We start from the raw sequence: 15,454 nt of genomic DNA on the forward strand, positions 1-15,454 counted from the left end.
CAGAAGTGAAACATCGTCGCGCCAATGGTAGTGTGGCTCCGGCCATGTGAGAGTAGGTCATCGTCAGCTCTCTATTCTAAGAAGAGTCATCCTTAATCGGATGGCTCTTTTTTTTATCTTTAATTTTTACCATTTACCATGTGACCTACGCAGCCAATCCTATTTAAAGGATTGGCTCTTGCGAACCTAAAATTGACATGCAATTTTTTAACGGTTCTCAGGTCATCGTCAGCTCTCTATTCCTAGACTAGCCCAATCCTATTTATTCAGGATTGGGCTTTTCTTTGTTTTATGTTTAAAAAGATCTGTTACGTACAGCTCTAATCATATCAACTCTTATATAATATTCTTAAACTTGGGATTTCCATTCTTGGTTAGACTCAAATATGTCTTGATATACTGCCTCTTTAATAGAATCAGCATTAAAACGACTTCTGTTTTCGCTCAGTCTCAATACTCTAGGCAGTCGACTGATTCCTAATTCACCATCTGCTAATGCGTAATGTCTATATTTTTCATTGATAATTTCATTACATTCAAATTCAGGGTATACCATTCCTTTGTTTTGATTTTTTGCCATTCTGACAATGAACATAAATAGATCTTCATTTACCGATTGTTCTGTCTCTATGATGTCTTCTAGTGAATAATTAGGCGTCTTGCCTGCTTTCAATTTTTGCCAAAAACTACCTTTCTCTTTAACTTCATTATAATTCGCTATATTATCTTTATAAGACTGTAGCTCGCTTAAAGAGATTTCAGTCTCTTCTAACTTTTCTTTAACTGTTGTTAAGGGTACTTTAATATGATCGGCATGTTCCTCTACTCTTTGCTGCTCAGCATTTAGTACCAAACGTAATTTATCTAATAGTTTGCGCATAGCGATAAGCTTTATAACCATGACCTCACCACTATCAGAATACATCACTAAAGGTTGCAGTCTAAAATCTTGAATATTATCACTCATCTGTTTTGCTAATTGATCTAAATGATAAAACAAATAGTTTCGATCATTAATATCGTTTTCTGTCAGTTTGATGACATTAGGTAGTTTTTGTAGTATTAGCAGAGATAACTGCTTTTCATACTTGATAAGACGTTCTTTGATTATAACTTCAGGTTGACTACCATCTTGTTCGAGCGGCTCTTTAAGTAAAGGTTTTAAATAGCAGCTGTATAAGCGTTTAATTTCATTCACAAATTTTAAGATAGTATCAGAGACTCCTCTATCGAGTGTATATAATCTGGACATACAGTAAGAAGAATGCGTGAGATATTTAGAATCCTTCATACGCTTTTTGTCTAGTACAATATGAGTAAGATAGACAAACTGATGGTGACCGCCGCCGCTACTATCCTCATGTAAAAAACGTCTAAAAGAGTACGGGTTTTTATCGATCTGATCTGCAATACCAATCAAAAACCAGTAACGCTGTCCTTCAACGATAAAGAACTTTCTATCTAAGCCTTCTTTTTTGATAAACGCTGGAAAATGTGTAAGTTCTTGAAATTCTAAATCAGAGGAATCCCAACTTCTAAAGTCTCTACCTTGAATCTGCTGCTTGATAAAGACTTCTTTAAAATAGGACTTCACGATATCATCATTTAGCTGACGTAGACCTGAATGTATGGTTAACTCTATAGTGTCAATCCAGTTTGCTAACTCGTATAAAAATGCTATTCGTATTCTATGACGACTTTTTTGATCTAGTAGAGAATCATGAACCTCTAAATTATCTAAGTAGCCAAGTAGTGCTTCAACTTTATCAGCCAAAGCTATCGCGTTATAAGCTTTAATGTCAGAGCTTACGACTTTGAGCATATGAGAGGCGATGGAAATCAGATCTTTATTATTAGTTTTGATACTACCAATCGTAAAAGACAGAGTTTCAGGACGCTTATAGACTAATTTTTTGTCTGCACTAATCGTTATACCGCGAGGCTTTAGTATATTCTTATAGATACTGTACTGACTTTTCTTATGCAATTTGGGTAATATTTTTTCAACGGATTCATACCAATCAGAGCTAAGTGCGGGATCTATAGATTTTAGCTTGTAAAGCTGATACTCAGATAAGTCATGAATATTCATGAGTTGAAGTCCTTTAGGCATTCGGTCAATTGTATGACATACTAAATAAGCAATTGTAATGCACAATTGTCATAGGATAAACCATCAGCTGATAATAATTAAAAAAGTTTACAACTAAAAATTTTAAATGAATAAGAATCTATATAAATGAGGAAGAACAATATGAGTACGTCAAAAGTTAATTACCAAGGCTCATTGCGTACGAGCGCAGTGCATCTGCAATCTAGCAACGAAATTATCACAGATGCGCCAACGGACAACCAAGGTAAAGGCGAGGCGTTTTCGCCAACGGATTTGTTAGCGACCAGCTTAGCCAGTTGTATGTTAACTATTATCGGTATTAAAGCTGCTGATATGGGTATTGATATTACGGGCACTACAGCTGAAGTGACTAAGATCATGGAATCTGATCCAAGACGAGTTAGTGAGATACACGTCGCTATGCATTTTTTACAGAAGCTAGATGATAAAACACAAAAAGTGTTTTACAACACAGCATTAACTTGTCCTGTGGCTCGTAGCCTCCACCCAGACGTGGTTCAAAACGTAACCTTTAGCTATGCAGATGGTGGTTAATATGACGACCAAGACATTACTCATAGTTGCTCATTCGCCCTCAAAGAATACCAAAAAACTAGCACAAGCAGCTTTTGATGGCGCCAACCATCCCGATATTAATATCAATGTGGTACTCAAGTCTCCGCAAGATACGCAGCCTGAAGATATAATGGCAGCAGATGCTTTGCTATTAGGCACGACAGAGAATTTATCTTACATGGCAGGATTGACCAAAGATTTTTTTGATCGCTGTTATTATCCGGTTTTGGAGCACAAGCAAGGCCTACCTCTCGCACTGTATATCCGAGCAGGGTTTGATGGTACAGGGACTAAACTGGCTATGAAGACGATCATCACGGGTCTGCGCTGGAATCAAATTCAAGATACGCTCATTTTAAAAGGGGAGTGGCAAGAGGAGTTTACTGAGCAAGTAAAAGAACTTGCTATGACTTTAGCTGCTGGGGTAGAAGCAGGTATTTATTAGTTAAATAGCTAACGAAGATATAAACAGAATTTAGAGCACTAAGATCAAACTAAGTAATTTGGACCAAAAAGCTATGACTTCTCCATTACCGTTTTCTCAAGCTTGCGAAAATAACAAAGACGTTATCCTAAAGGTTTTGCAAGTAGAGCTGCAAGGTTATACGCGGGTGCTAGAGATAGGCTCAGGAACGGGTCAGCATAGTGTATATTTTGCACCAAACTTGCCTCATTTGATTTGGCAGACTAGTGATGTTGTGAGCAACCACTCTTATATAAAAGCTTGGCATGATACTTATCCTACGACCAATTTAAGAGCGCCATTGGCATTTGATTTAACTTGTGATTCCATTCCACTGACTGATAATGTCAAAGACTCTTACGATGCTGTGTTTACTGCCAACACATTTCATATTATCAGCTGGTCTTTGGTTCAGACCTTGATTGAATTGGTAGGTGATGCATTACCTATGAATGGCAAGCTCATTGTCTATGGCCCGTTCAATGAAGATGGCAGGTACACAAGCGAGAGTAATCAACGTTTTGATTTATCATTAAAACAACGTGATGCCGCTAGTGGTATCCGTGACAAAGAGGACGTCCTCACTCTAGCAAAGAAGCATGATTTACAGTTATCAACGCAATACGATATGCCTGCAAACAACCAAATATTGGTGTTTCAAAAAAGAGTGCAGGCATAAGGTAGAGATGCCACTGCTATCCTGTGTTACGTAACCCTGCTGCGAGAGCATTTATACTACGAATCAGGGGATCTTCTACAGCGAGCTTATCCTTGTCGTCATCAGCATCACCCTTTTGCCGTAAGCGTTTGAGCAGCTCAATTTGGATGTAGTTAATCGGATCTAAGTAGGCATTACGCCATTCTAGCGATGCCGATAGCTCTTGTTGGTTGGATAATAAAGACTGCTGGTTGAGCAGTGAGTTAAGACCAGAGTGAGTTAGCTCATGCTCTTTGACTACATCATTCATAATATGCTCGCGCAGACTCTCATCATCGCAGAGTAAGCTGTAGGCGCGCGCAATGTCCATCTCAGACTTGGTAAATGCCATCTCTATGTTACTTATAAAGACAGTAAAGAAAGGCCAGTTGGCGTTCATCTCCTTCATCAGCTCCTCGTCTTGTTTAACGCTATTCAAAGCGCTACCAACGCCGTACCACGCAGGTAGGGTAAAACGCGCCAGCGACCAGCCAAATACCCAAGGTATGGCGCGAATCGTTGACTTGCTCGGTAAGCCTTTTTTACGATGCGCAGGACGCGAGCCGATATTGAGCAGGGATATCTCTTGTACAGGGGTCGCCTGCGAATAAAATGAGTAGAATCCTTCGGTGTGATCAGTGAGTGCCCGATATTGGGTTTCACCAGCATCGGCCAGACGCGCGAACAAATCCTCATAACGCTCTAAGTGCTGAGGCTGTTCTAAAAACTTAGAAGAACTGGCTTTGAGTGCGCCTGTGATACCCATAGTCAGCTGGAAAACGGCAGTGTCTGGATTAGCGTACTTGGCGTATAGTACTTCACCTTGTTCAGTGAATTTGATTTGACCATCTAGAGTGCCTGTAGGTTGAGCGGCAATAGCTTGATGAGTTGAGCCACCACCACGGCTAATTGAACCGCCGCGACCATGAAATAGACGCGTATGGATTCCGTATTCATTAGCGATACGCGTGATGGTCTGCTGGGCGCTGTATAACTGCCAAGCTGAGGTTATTATGCCGCCATCTTTTGAAGAGTCAGAATAGCCCAGCATAATCTCTTGAGTATTATCGGTTTGCTCAAGGAGCTGGCGATACAGTGGATTGTCTAAGACAGTAGGTAATATCTTATCGATATTTTTAAGATCATCGATCGTCTCAAACAAGGGCGCAACAGGTAGTGCTGCAAATAAATGCCCCTTATCATCAATACCAGATAACCCTGCAAAACGCATGAGTAGTAGCACTTCTAAAATCTGACTGGCGTTGTTGGTCATTGAGATGACATAACTACCAAAGGTATCATCGCCGACCAGTTTACGAAGATTAGCTACTGTCTGCATTAAAGCCAGTTGTTCACGGGTTTGCTCGCTCAAATGATCACTATAAATAAGCGGTGTCCCTGGGTTTTTGAGCAAGCGCGTTAGCCATTCTTGACGTTCTAATTCGTTAAGGTTGTGATAATCAGGTAGGTTTGAGGCATTGGCGAAAATGTCAGCGATAACCTCGCCGTGATAGCCTGAGTCTTGACGGATATCAAGCGCCGCTAGATGAAATCCGCAGGTTTTGACCAAGCGTATCATATCGAGCAGAGCGCCGTCGGCATGTGCCTTATCATGCTTATTAACACTCTGGCGAATCAGGCGTAAATCATCTAATAAATCTTGTGGCGTCAGGTAAGCGTCAAATGCAGCTTGCGTATCTGTGCCTTGGCTTTGAATATGCTCATTAGTGGCTTTGACTTTAGCAAGAATAATCGATAGCAGCCTACGATACGGCTCGTTGTTATAGTCATTAAGATTATAGCCAAACACTTTTTTATCCAGCTCACTATAGTCTTGAATACGAGCATAAACGTCTGGTGCAATAGTGACGACAGTATCGCTATGAATAAGCTCACGGCGTAATTGCTTGAGTAATACCTGATAATGACGCAGCACCGTATTGGCATGCATAAGGACTACCATCTCAGTGGTCTCGTGCGTGACAAAAGGATTGCCGTCTCTATCACCACCTATCCAAGAGCCAAAATTGACAAAGGCTGGTAGGGGATAGTCGCTTAATTCAGGATAGATATCGACAAGAGCGTTCTTTATGTTGCGATACACTTTGGGAATGGCGGTGAACAAACTGGCATTAAAATAGTGCAGACCGTTATTGATCTCGTCATAAACCAAAGGCTTGCGCGTACGCACCTCATCTGATGACCACAGTAGATCGATGGTCTCAGCTGTTTTTTGTTTGGCTTGCTCAAACGCTAAGCTCTCCTCAGACACGTGATTTAGTGCATCACTATGCTCATACAAAGACTGCAAGATATTCATCGTCGTGCGTCTGCGTGCCTCAGTCGGGTGAGCGGTAAAGACAGGGATAAATTTTAGCTGATCGATAAGGACTTTTATTTGCTCAGGGGTAATGTTGCGCGCGCGGCATTCCAACAAAGTACGGCGAAACGAGCCCTCCCAGCTTTGATTAGACTCAGCGCGCATGACTCGGCGCTGCTCACGCGAGTGGTTCTCTTCTGTCAAATTGGCCAAAAAAAAGTAGATAGAAAAAGCACGAATAACGTTTTTGAGGGTTGGATTGTCCAAGGAGGCAATAAGGTCGATAAGATGCTGCTTGCTTTGCGCGTTTGGCTCACGACGCTGTTGAATAAAGCCCTTACGCAGCGTCTCAATAGTGTTCAATGTGTCCTCTCCAGATTGACGAGCTATCGCCTCTCCCAATAACGACCCTAATAATCTGACACGCGCGCGTAATATATCGTTCTGTAATAGCATCTCGTCCTCCTTGTTGGTATTTCCTAAGTTTTAAAGACAACACGCCCTAGTTTAGAGCTAAGAGGTCTAGAACTAGGGTGTGTCAATAACAAAAGTATCTATATACTCTTTATACTCTTTGTAAAAAGTTATATAAGCTGATGGATCTATTTATAACTGTCTTCTAAAAACGTTAGATAACGATTCCATGAGCGCTCATCTGCACGGGCGTTGTATCTATCAGGATTATTAAAATCGGTAAAAGCATGCACCGCGCCGCTATAGGTAATCATCTCGTGCGGTACTTGACTGGCCTCCAAAGTCTTGCCAAGGGCGGTAAAGTCCTCTAAAGGAACGGCTTCGTCAGCTGTGCCATGAAAGACTAAAATCTCACCGCGAGTGGTGTTGTAATTTTGACCTGTCGGAAGCTCAAGCCCGCCGTGAAAGGGCACAAATGCTTTTTGCTCAAAACCGGATCGGGCAAGCTCTAACGCCACACTTCCGCCAAAACAATATCCCATCGTGGTGCCATTTCGAACATTATTGCCCTGCTGCTGACCTACTGTTAGTGCGCCGGCAAGTAAACGGCGCATTTTGGTTCTATCATCATACAGCTCAGAAGTCAGACGTTTTTTGTCCGCCATTTCGGTGGGGCGAATACCAGCACCGAACATATCAGCGGCTAGGACATTATAGCCCTCAGCAGCTAGCATATCGGCACGTTTTTTCTCGTAGTCTGTGAGTCCATCCCAATCATGAATAAGTAAGATAAAAGGGGCGCTTGGTCGATCCGCTTTGGCGTAATATCCTTCATAGTTTTGATTGTCTACCGTATAGGTAATGTCTGTAGCAGTGATAGCTAGTGCACTTTGACTCACAGTTAGAGCAAACAGACTTAATGATGCGCCAGCGATAAGTGAGCGAGTAGATGACTTTGACAGGAGTGACATAGAGAGCCTCTTTTTATAGATGATTAGGTGTAATAATTAAAAGAAGAGCATGCTAAGAAGATGACCTATATCTTATAGGCTTGCATAAAAGCATACCCTATAGAATAGCTACATTACAAGCATGAGTTATTAATGTAGATTTAATACAAAACGCGGCAAAAATTATCTTTGAGTAATGCAAAAGTTAACTAAATATCAACAAGGTAAACCATGTATCGGCTAGGTTTTTTGGGTACTATGAATGGTCGCTCTTTTATGAGCTTACCTATAATCGACAACCAAAAAAGCTAGGATGCCCAATGAAAACCAATATAGATCATACGGACCCCGCAGTTGATATGAACCCTACGCGCGGCAATGGTGGCGAGACGCACCAACGCGCAGGAGATGACAATAAAGCTTTAACTACGCAGCAAGGCGTCGTTATCGCTGATAACCAAAACTCCCTAAAGGCAGGCGCACGCGGGCCAACACTGCTAGAGGATTTTGTCCTTCGTGAAAAAATTAATCATTTTGACCATGAGCGTATCCCAGAGCGTGTGGTTCATGCCCGCGGCAGTGCCGCTCACGGTTATTTTGAATTGACCGAATCATTAGAAGAATATACGACGGCTAAAATTTTGACTGAGACTGGCAAGCAGACGCCGTTGTTCACGCGTTTTTCTACTGTTGCTGGTAATAAAGGCTCAAAAGATACCCCACGTGATGTACGCGGATTTGCGGTAAAAGTCTATACCGAAGAGGGCAACTGGGATATCGTCGGCAACAATATGCCGATCTTCTTTATTCAAGATGCGATCAAGTTCCCAGATTTGATACACGCGGTTAAGCCTGAGCCTGATCGTGGCTTTCCACAAGCTGCTTCTGCTCATGATACGTTTTGGGACTTTGTCTCGCTTAGCCCTGAAACCATGCACAACCTGATTTGGCTGATGAGTGACAGAGCATTGCCACGCAGCCTGCGCATGATGGAAGGCTTTGGTATTCATAGTTATCGTCTACTAGATAAAGATGGCAAGAGCACCTTTGTACGTTTTCACTGGAAGCCTGTACTCGGTGTTCAATCTACCACATGGGATGAGGCTGTCAAAATCTCTGGCGCAGATCCTGATTATCATCGTCGTGACTTGTATGAAGCGATTGATAACAGCGATTATCCAGAGTGGGAGTTTGGCGTTCAGCTCTTTACAGAAGAAGAGGCTAACGCGTTCCCATTTGATCATCTAGACTCAACTAAGCTGATTCCAGAGGAGATGGTACCTGTCAAAATAGTGGGTAAGATGGTGTTAAACCGTAATGTAGATAACTTCTTTGCTGAAACTGAGCAAGTTGCCTTCTGCTTATCTCATGTGCCACCAGGTATTGATTTTAGTAATGATCCATTACTACAAGGTCGCTTGTTTAGCTATTTGGACACTCAGCTTAAGCGTTTGGGCTCACCAAACTTTGTGCAAATTCCTATCAACGCGCCAAAGTGCCCGTTTGCCAACAACCAGCAAGATGGCCATATGCAAATGCAGGTGCCAAAAACTCGCGTACTCTATGAGCCGCAAAGCCTAGATACAACGCGTCCACGTGAGAGTGTTGAAAAGGGTTTTGAGTCGTTTGCTGAAAAGTTGGATGATGGCGTCAAAGGTCGCGTACGTGCTGAGAGCTTCGCTGATCACTATAGCCAGCCGCGTATGTTTTATCGCAGCCAGACCCCTGCAGAACAAGCTCACATCGCTTCAGCTTACGCGTTTGAGCTTGGTAAGGTGGACACCGCTCACGTCCGTACTCGCACGCTAAGTCATTTACGCAATATCGATGAAGATTTGGCAAACCGCGTAGCAACAGCACTGGGCATGGAGCTACCTGAAGCCGCTGATCCTGCTGCGCCAGTAATAGATATGGATACCTCAAAAGCAGTACAGACTATTGGTCTATCGCCTAAGACATTAAAAGGCCGCTTGGTCGGTATTTTAGTCGCAGAAGGCTCAAGTCATAGCGAAATCAAGAAATTTGAAGACGCTGTCAATGCTGAGGGCGGCATGGTCAAAATCGTCGCACCGAACAAAGAAGTGACGTTAGACGATGGTACTCGCGTACAAGCTGACGAGCGCTTAGCTGGCGGTCCATCAGTGCTCTTTGATGCGGTAGTAAGTATCATTATGCATCCACCAGCTAAAAATCTTGCAGAGGACAGCTCAGCATTAGACTGGTTCACCGATGCTTATGCGCATTGCAAGGCCATCGCTTATTGCCCTGCAACTGAAGAACACATATTGAGCAAATTGCCGATCGAAAAAGATGCTTTTGTAACCCCGCTTGATGATGTTGATGGCTTTATCGAAAATGCCAAAACTCGTCTGTGGGAGCGTGAGCCAAAGGTACGTGATTTAGCTTAATCACTCACTGATAACTAGCAAAAAACTCAGCCTAAGTGCTGGGTTTTTTGGTTTTTATAAAATGGTTTAGCTCTTTTCACAATAAAAGACTACTCAAACCACATCAATCTCTAGCGCAAAAACACCACATAACCTTTAAAGTGGGGGTTATTTTCCAAAAATTCTGCGACTTGCCATTGACCGCCTTCAATAACACCAATCTTAAAATCAAACGGTAAGTTTTCTAACTTTTTTAGATATCGAGAGTAATCGGGCAAAGTCATTGTCCCTTGATAGGTTTGAATAACCAGCTCATCAATAGCATCATTAAGTTGCATAAACTGAGGATCATCCGCTTGGTTTGACCAATCAAGCAATCCAGTCACACTTAATTGATATTGCGCTGGCAACTGCTGACGAATACCTTTGAGTAACTCGGCGTATTTATCGAGTTGATAGGTTGGCGCGTCATAGTCTATTTGAATACCCATGACTTGATTACCTGCACGCTGCCATTTGTCCAAGCGCTCAATAAGCTGCGGCATAACCTTATCTGACCACTCTTGACTGGTTGCCCGATAGACCAGCCAAATCTTTTTATCAGTTAAAGCGCGCACGCCTAAACCTTGAGAGGTAAGCGTTGCCGGTGCCGCATGAGCCGCGTTCTCACGCGTGTTGGGACGATAGTACGGAATATTGGGCGAACGAATTTCACCTTGTAAAAGATATAAGGTATGAGCTTGGCTAAGTTTAGTGTCATCTTTGGACGGCGTCCAAATCCAAAATTGCTCGTAGTCCTTGGGATTGATAATGACACTATCGCCACCACTACCACTAACAGAAGCATCTGTGTCTGGAGAATGAACACTATTAGGATGACTAGCCTCTGAATGGGTTGGTTGAACCTTATCAGACTGACTAGTCGCAAGAGATTTTTCAAACTGAATATAAATAAAAACCGCAAAGAGCAGAATGATTAAGAAAATAGACCCTAAGACGAACCTTTTGAGTTTGAGCTGTTTATTTATCAAGTCAATATTTCCTAATACTTAACACATCTTAATGCTTAACGCGTCTCAATGTTTAACACGTCTCAATGTTTAGCACGTTCTAATTTTAGACGGGTTATTACCAGTAGTATTTTTGATTTTGTGCCCAAGTCGTATTGCTAAAGTCTGATTTTAAACGTTGAAACCACCCTTTACGGACTGACATATCCACGTCCTCATCGCTACATTGGTTATTACCAGCACTTGCAAAGCAACCAATGGCACGGTGTAGGGCATAAGCAGATAATTCGTCATCTGGATTATTGGTAAATATAGCTTGATACATATCTAATCGGCTTGTATTTTTACCCTTAAAACGACTGGGTATGTCTCCTAAGTAAGGATAACTCATATCGCTTTGATCAGCAGTATGATAATACTGGTCATAATCGTTGAGATAGCTTGTGACATTAGTATCATACATAAACTCAGCCAGACATAGAGTTTGTAGTCTATCCTTTGGGTTTTGGCTTAAGCGAGTGACGGTTTTGGTTAAGTCTTGGCAGTTGATACTAGGACTTATCTTTTTGCCTTGCCAATTAAATTCATTAAAAACAGGCAAGTATTTGAGTGTCTCCTCTTGACTATCATAGCCCAAGTATTCTTGAGCATTCTTCGGAAGATAGGAGGGCTTATAGGTTAAGTAGTCTTTATAGCGCCCATGGATCAGTGATTTGCTCAGTAGCGCGTAGCGGGCTTCTGCACCAATAGTATCGGTTGGCGAATGACTATTAGCAATTTGCTGTAATAGCGCAGGATCAGCAGAATACTTTATTATTCGTACTTTTAGAACTTGTGATTGCATGTTGGCATTATTACCAAACAGTTTGCTGTAATCATTAGTTTGATCCGCTCGAAGCGCTAACGCCAGCTCGGTTACAATATTCTGAAACGGCTGTTTGGGTAGCTTGTGCAGACGATCCCATAGTGCATTTGCCTCATCAACATTACCCATTTGCTGCAATGCTTTTGCTTTTAGCACGAATTGGCTAAATTTTGAATACGACATTTTGCTTTTTGCTACAGTAGGCGCATCGCTTGGTAAGTACTGTAAGGCAAGCTTTGGGTTGTTTTGCTGTACAAAATAATAAGTCGCCAGTAGATACTGATACAAATCCATGCGATCTTTAAACTTAGGTTTTAAACGCTCAAGCTGTCTTAACGTCAAAGGAGTAGGGGAGTTAGAAGAACTGGCAGGTCTTAAGCGGTACAAGGCAAAACTGGTCAGTAGGATGGGGCTATTAAAAGTGTTGGTATCGATTAACTCATCATAACTTGGGAAAAATACTCGTCGTTCGATTTCTGCTGGTAATGAGCGACTATCGAGATTAAATTGTAGCGAGTTTGCATGATTCATTTGCCATTCGATCTCATCCACTAGCTTTTGTTGCTCATCGGCTAGCCAATAGAGCCTGCGTTGTAAGCCCCGAGCGGAAGCAGTATGATGCCCGTTTTTGAAGCGGCTCAGGTAAGAGTTGATGGCCTGTTGCGTGCCCGCAAATAGCTTTGGATCAACGCTCTCGCTTTTATAGTAGTAGTCTGCCATACCCTGCTGATAAATGCGGTTAATACCCGTACGAATGAGCATATAGTTGGCAGTATCGACCAGCCAAGCTAACCCAGCATTATTATTGGTTTTAATATTAGTCAAAGCGCTATAGAGATTATCGGCACTGTCAAAGTCTGACTTTTCGCCCAAATAAAACAGCTGAGTGGCTAAGATATAGTCGGCGTATGGCTGAGCATTGGTAGACCATTGCAAGGGAAAGGTAGGTGCATTAGAGACATCAGGGGCATCGTTCTCTACTGCTAATGATGGCGTGGCACGGTTGAACGAGTCGGTACATTCACTGCGAATAGCGCTGCGAAACTGCATTAGTTGCACGCGCTCTTTAGAGGTCAATTCAGGATCAAGTTTTAGGGCTTGCTCTAGCGCTTCCTCGCCCGTATAAAAGCTATTACAATATTCAGCGTAATTGCTGGTTTCTGAGTCCTCTAAAAAGCTTTGCTTGGGATTCTCGACTTCATTGACCGCTGTATGTCTTAGAGTCCTTAAGTGTAATGGGAAATCATAATAACGGTAGTATCTTGGGCCAAGCTCATCAAGGGTGTCAAAGTCAATTAAGCCTTTATCAGCGAGCAATAAATAGAGATTGGTTTGGGTATCATTACCAGTATCGAGGGTGGGAAAATTGATCTGGCATTCGTTATAGGTGCGATTGTCCAATGAAAAATTAGAGCCGCAGTATTCACCGCCACCGGCTCTTGCAGGTATAGATAACCCCAGCAGTCCTGTGGTGAAGAGTGTTAATACTAACCCTTTAATAATGGTATTTAACACAGGTTGGGTAGGCGACTTTATATTCTCCGCAACGCTATTCATAGACCACTCACTGATGATTACTTTATTAAACCTTATAAGGATAACAGGATTTTATTCTAAGAACTAAATCCAATGACTCTCTAGCACACCCTATCAAGACTATATACTAGTTCAGGCTTTTGTTCGAATGTTCATTATTAGCGCTATATTTTTTGCAACTAGGCAGTACTTTGAATAGTCGCTGTAAAATAATAGTCACAAGCGTTCACTGAATGTCGCGAGTTGTACAACTCTAAACGTTATAATGCTAAATGCTAAAGCACTAAATATAGTCGCTAAGCTAATCATAAGATTAGCTTGAAATAGAGGTTTATAAAGTTAATTATACGATTGTTTAATAATTACCAAAAATAAAATAAAGCTTAGTAGTAGGCTGAGAGTTATTATGAGTTTAATTGATATCGTTGCTATTGAAGGCTATATTCAGACCACTTATATGGCGGTGTATCCTGACAAGTTATTACTACTTGACTCAGGATGTCTGTGCGATGTCGAGCATATTTTGACATACATTACAGATAAATTAGAGCGTCCCGCCGGGCACCTTAAGACAGTCATGGTCACGCATATGCACCCAGATCATGCGGGCGGCGCTGAGTTACTAAAACAAAAAACAGGCTGTCAAATCGTTAGTGCAAAATCTGAAAAATCTTGGTATCAAGGTATATCGGGTAGAATCTCGCACTTAAATGATTTGGGATTGACCTATTACGTAGCTCACAGACAAGGGAAGTCAATTGCCAATATTTGGTACAATCCCAACTTAAAAGTTGATATTGAAGTTCAAGATGGCGACCCGATACCGAACTTTGCAGATTGGATGGTCTTGGAGACGCCAGGCCATACGGATCGCGACTTATCATTGTGGCATGCGCAGACGAAACAAGTTTATACCGCTGATCTTATACTGATTATCAGAGACAAATTTGTATCGCCTTATCTGATTACTTTGCCTGATGCTTACCGCAGCTCACTAGATAAAGTTAAATCGTTGCAACCAGCGCTTATCTTATTAGCGCATGATAAAAGAGCAAAGATATGCGATAAGGATTTTGATCGTCTGATAGCTCGCGCGCCAAAAGAGCCCCGCAAGACCTCGTTAAAAAATGTTTTGAGTAGTGCTATAGTAAAGTTTAGATTTGCCCGTAAAAGAGTTAAAACCCCTTAGCTAGTTAAAATAGCCAAAAAAAAGCCCAAACATTATAAGTAATGTCTGGGCTTTTACGTAGTACGATAAACAAATATCAAACTAAATGTGGTGGGCCGACCGCGACTCGAACGCGGGACCAATTGATTAAAAGTCAACTGCTCTACCAACTGAGCTATCGGCCCTGAGCGAGGATAAAACGAAGCACTGCTTCGTCCGAGCGCAAGAGAATTTACATTTTCGTAAATTCTAAGAGCTATATATCCAAACTAGGTTTAAAACTATCGCACTGCTTTTTTAGCCGCGCAAGAGAAAATACCTTAAAGGGGATTTTCTTAAAACATGACATCTTTATGATGTCTAACGAAAAAAGCACTGCTTTTTTAGCTTCGCAAGAACAATTTCCTTAGAGGGAAATTGTGTAAAACGCTAAACTTTAAAAAGTTCTATTTACGTTATCGTAAATTCTAGAAGCTATATATCCAAACTAGGTTTAAAACTAAAGTCATTAAGTCAATACCGAGTAGGGTAATGCACTTAATGAAGGTGCTACTAAATATGGTGGGCCGACCGCGACTCGAACGCGGGACCAATTGATTAAAAGTCAACTGCTCTACCAACTGAGCTATCGGCCCTGAGCGGCGTAAAAAAATTGTATACAATTTTAGCCGCGCAAGAGAAAATACCTTAAAGGGGATTTTCTTAAAAAATGACATCTTTATGATGTCTAACGAAAAAAGCACTGCTTTTTTAGCTTCGCAAGAGAATTTTCCTTAAAGGGAAAATTCTAAAAACTATGTTTACAAATCCAGTCTAAATGACATCTTTATGATGTCTGATTAAAAACTCTATTTGTAAAACGAATTTCTTGCTTCACACTAAGAGATATTCTATCCCTAAACGTGAGAGCACATTATATATATTATTGGGACAAATACAACCCCATGACCACAAA

General features: G+C 41.7%; 10 protein-coding genes and 2 tRNA genes. 5 read left to right on the top strand and 7 right to left on the bottom strand.

Features of this window, described 5'->3' with window-relative positions; all coding sequences use genetic code 11:
• Positions 1–349: 349 nt before the first annotated feature.
• Positions 350–2,092 (bottom strand): hypothetical protein, encoded by a 1,743-nt coding sequence (locus ACTXGO_RS04125; RefSeq protein WP_443573435.1) that lies wholly within the window; start codon positions 2,090–2,092, stop codon positions 350–352.
• Between the two features lie 162 nt (positions 2,093–2,254).
• Between ACTXGO_RS04125 and ACTXGO_RS04130 the strand changes: the two genes are divergently transcribed.
• From ACTXGO_RS04130 to ACTXGO_RS04140, 3 genes are all read left to right on the top strand, one after another.
• Positions 2,255–2,668, top strand: a complete 414-nt coding sequence (locus ACTXGO_RS04130) for an OsmC family protein (protein WP_317200314.1) — start codon at positions 2,255–2,257, stop codon at positions 2,666–2,668.
• 1 nt (position 2,669) lies between these two features.
• Complete coding sequence (locus ACTXGO_RS04135) at positions 2,670–3,134, top strand: flavodoxin family protein (RefSeq protein WP_443543442.1); 465 nt, start codon at positions 2,670–2,672, stop codon at positions 3,132–3,134.
• 73 nt (positions 3,135–3,207) lie between these two features.
• Positions 3,208–3,831, top strand: a complete 624-nt coding sequence (locus ACTXGO_RS04140; RefSeq protein ID WP_443543443.1) for a DUF938 domain-containing protein — start codon at positions 3,208–3,210, stop codon at positions 3,829–3,831.
• Between the two features lie 16 nt (positions 3,832–3,847).
• Here ACTXGO_RS04140 and ppc read toward each other — a convergent pair whose 3' ends face one another.
• A complete protein-coding gene (gene ppc / locus ACTXGO_RS04145) occupies positions 3,848–6,625 on the bottom strand; it encodes a phosphoenolpyruvate carboxylase (protein WP_443573437.1) in 2,778 nt (925 codons plus the stop codon).
• A gap of 146 nt (positions 6,626–6,771) precedes the next feature.
• Complete coding sequence (locus ACTXGO_RS04150) at positions 6,772–7,554, bottom strand: dienelactone hydrolase family protein (protein ID WP_443543446.1); 783 nt, start codon at positions 7,552–7,554, stop codon at positions 6,772–6,774.
• Positions 7,555–7,853: 299 nt separating this feature from the next.
• Between ACTXGO_RS04150 and ACTXGO_RS04155 the strand changes: the two genes are divergently transcribed.
• Positions 7,854–9,941: a catalase gene (locus ACTXGO_RS04155; protein WP_443543448.1), complete on the top strand. Its 2,088-nt coding sequence runs from the start codon at positions 7,854–7,856 to the stop codon at positions 9,939–9,941.
• Between the two features lie 110 nt (positions 9,942–10,051).
• On the opposite strand, the gene ACTXGO_RS04160 is transcribed toward ACTXGO_RS04155, so the two are convergent.
• Both ACTXGO_RS04160 and ACTXGO_RS04165 read right to left on the bottom strand, forming a co-directional pair.
• On the bottom strand, positions 10,052–10,951 hold the full coding sequence (locus ACTXGO_RS04160) for a DUF3142 domain-containing protein (protein ID WP_443573439.1): 900 nt from the start codon (positions 10,949–10,951) through the stop codon (positions 10,052–10,054).
• Positions 10,952–11,048: 97 nt separating this feature from the next.
• Entirely contained in the window at positions 11,049–13,352 is a 2,304-nt protein-coding gene (locus tag ACTXGO_RS04165) for a hypothetical protein (RefSeq protein ID WP_443573441.1), read from the bottom strand.
• Between the two features lie 385 nt (positions 13,353–13,737).
• Here ACTXGO_RS04165 and ACTXGO_RS04170 point away from each other — a divergent pair, with 385 nt between their 5' ends.
• On the top strand, positions 13,738–14,520 hold the full coding sequence (locus tag ACTXGO_RS04170; protein WP_443573443.1) for an MBL fold metallo-hydrolase: 783 nt from the start codon (positions 13,738–13,740) through the stop codon (positions 14,518–14,520).
• An 88-nt stretch (positions 14,521–14,608) separates the two neighbouring features.
• Here the strand turns inward: ACTXGO_RS04170 and ACTXGO_RS04175 are convergent.
• Positions 14,609–14,684: transfer RNA gene (locus tag ACTXGO_RS04175), tRNA-Lys, on the bottom strand.
• Positions 14,685–15,058: 374 nt separating this feature from the next.
• Positions 15,059–15,134: transfer RNA gene (locus ACTXGO_RS04180), tRNA-Lys, on the bottom strand.
• Between the last annotated feature and the right edge of the window lie 320 nt (positions 15,135–15,454).

Source organism: Psychrobacter sp. T6-1, from assembly GCF_052258445.1.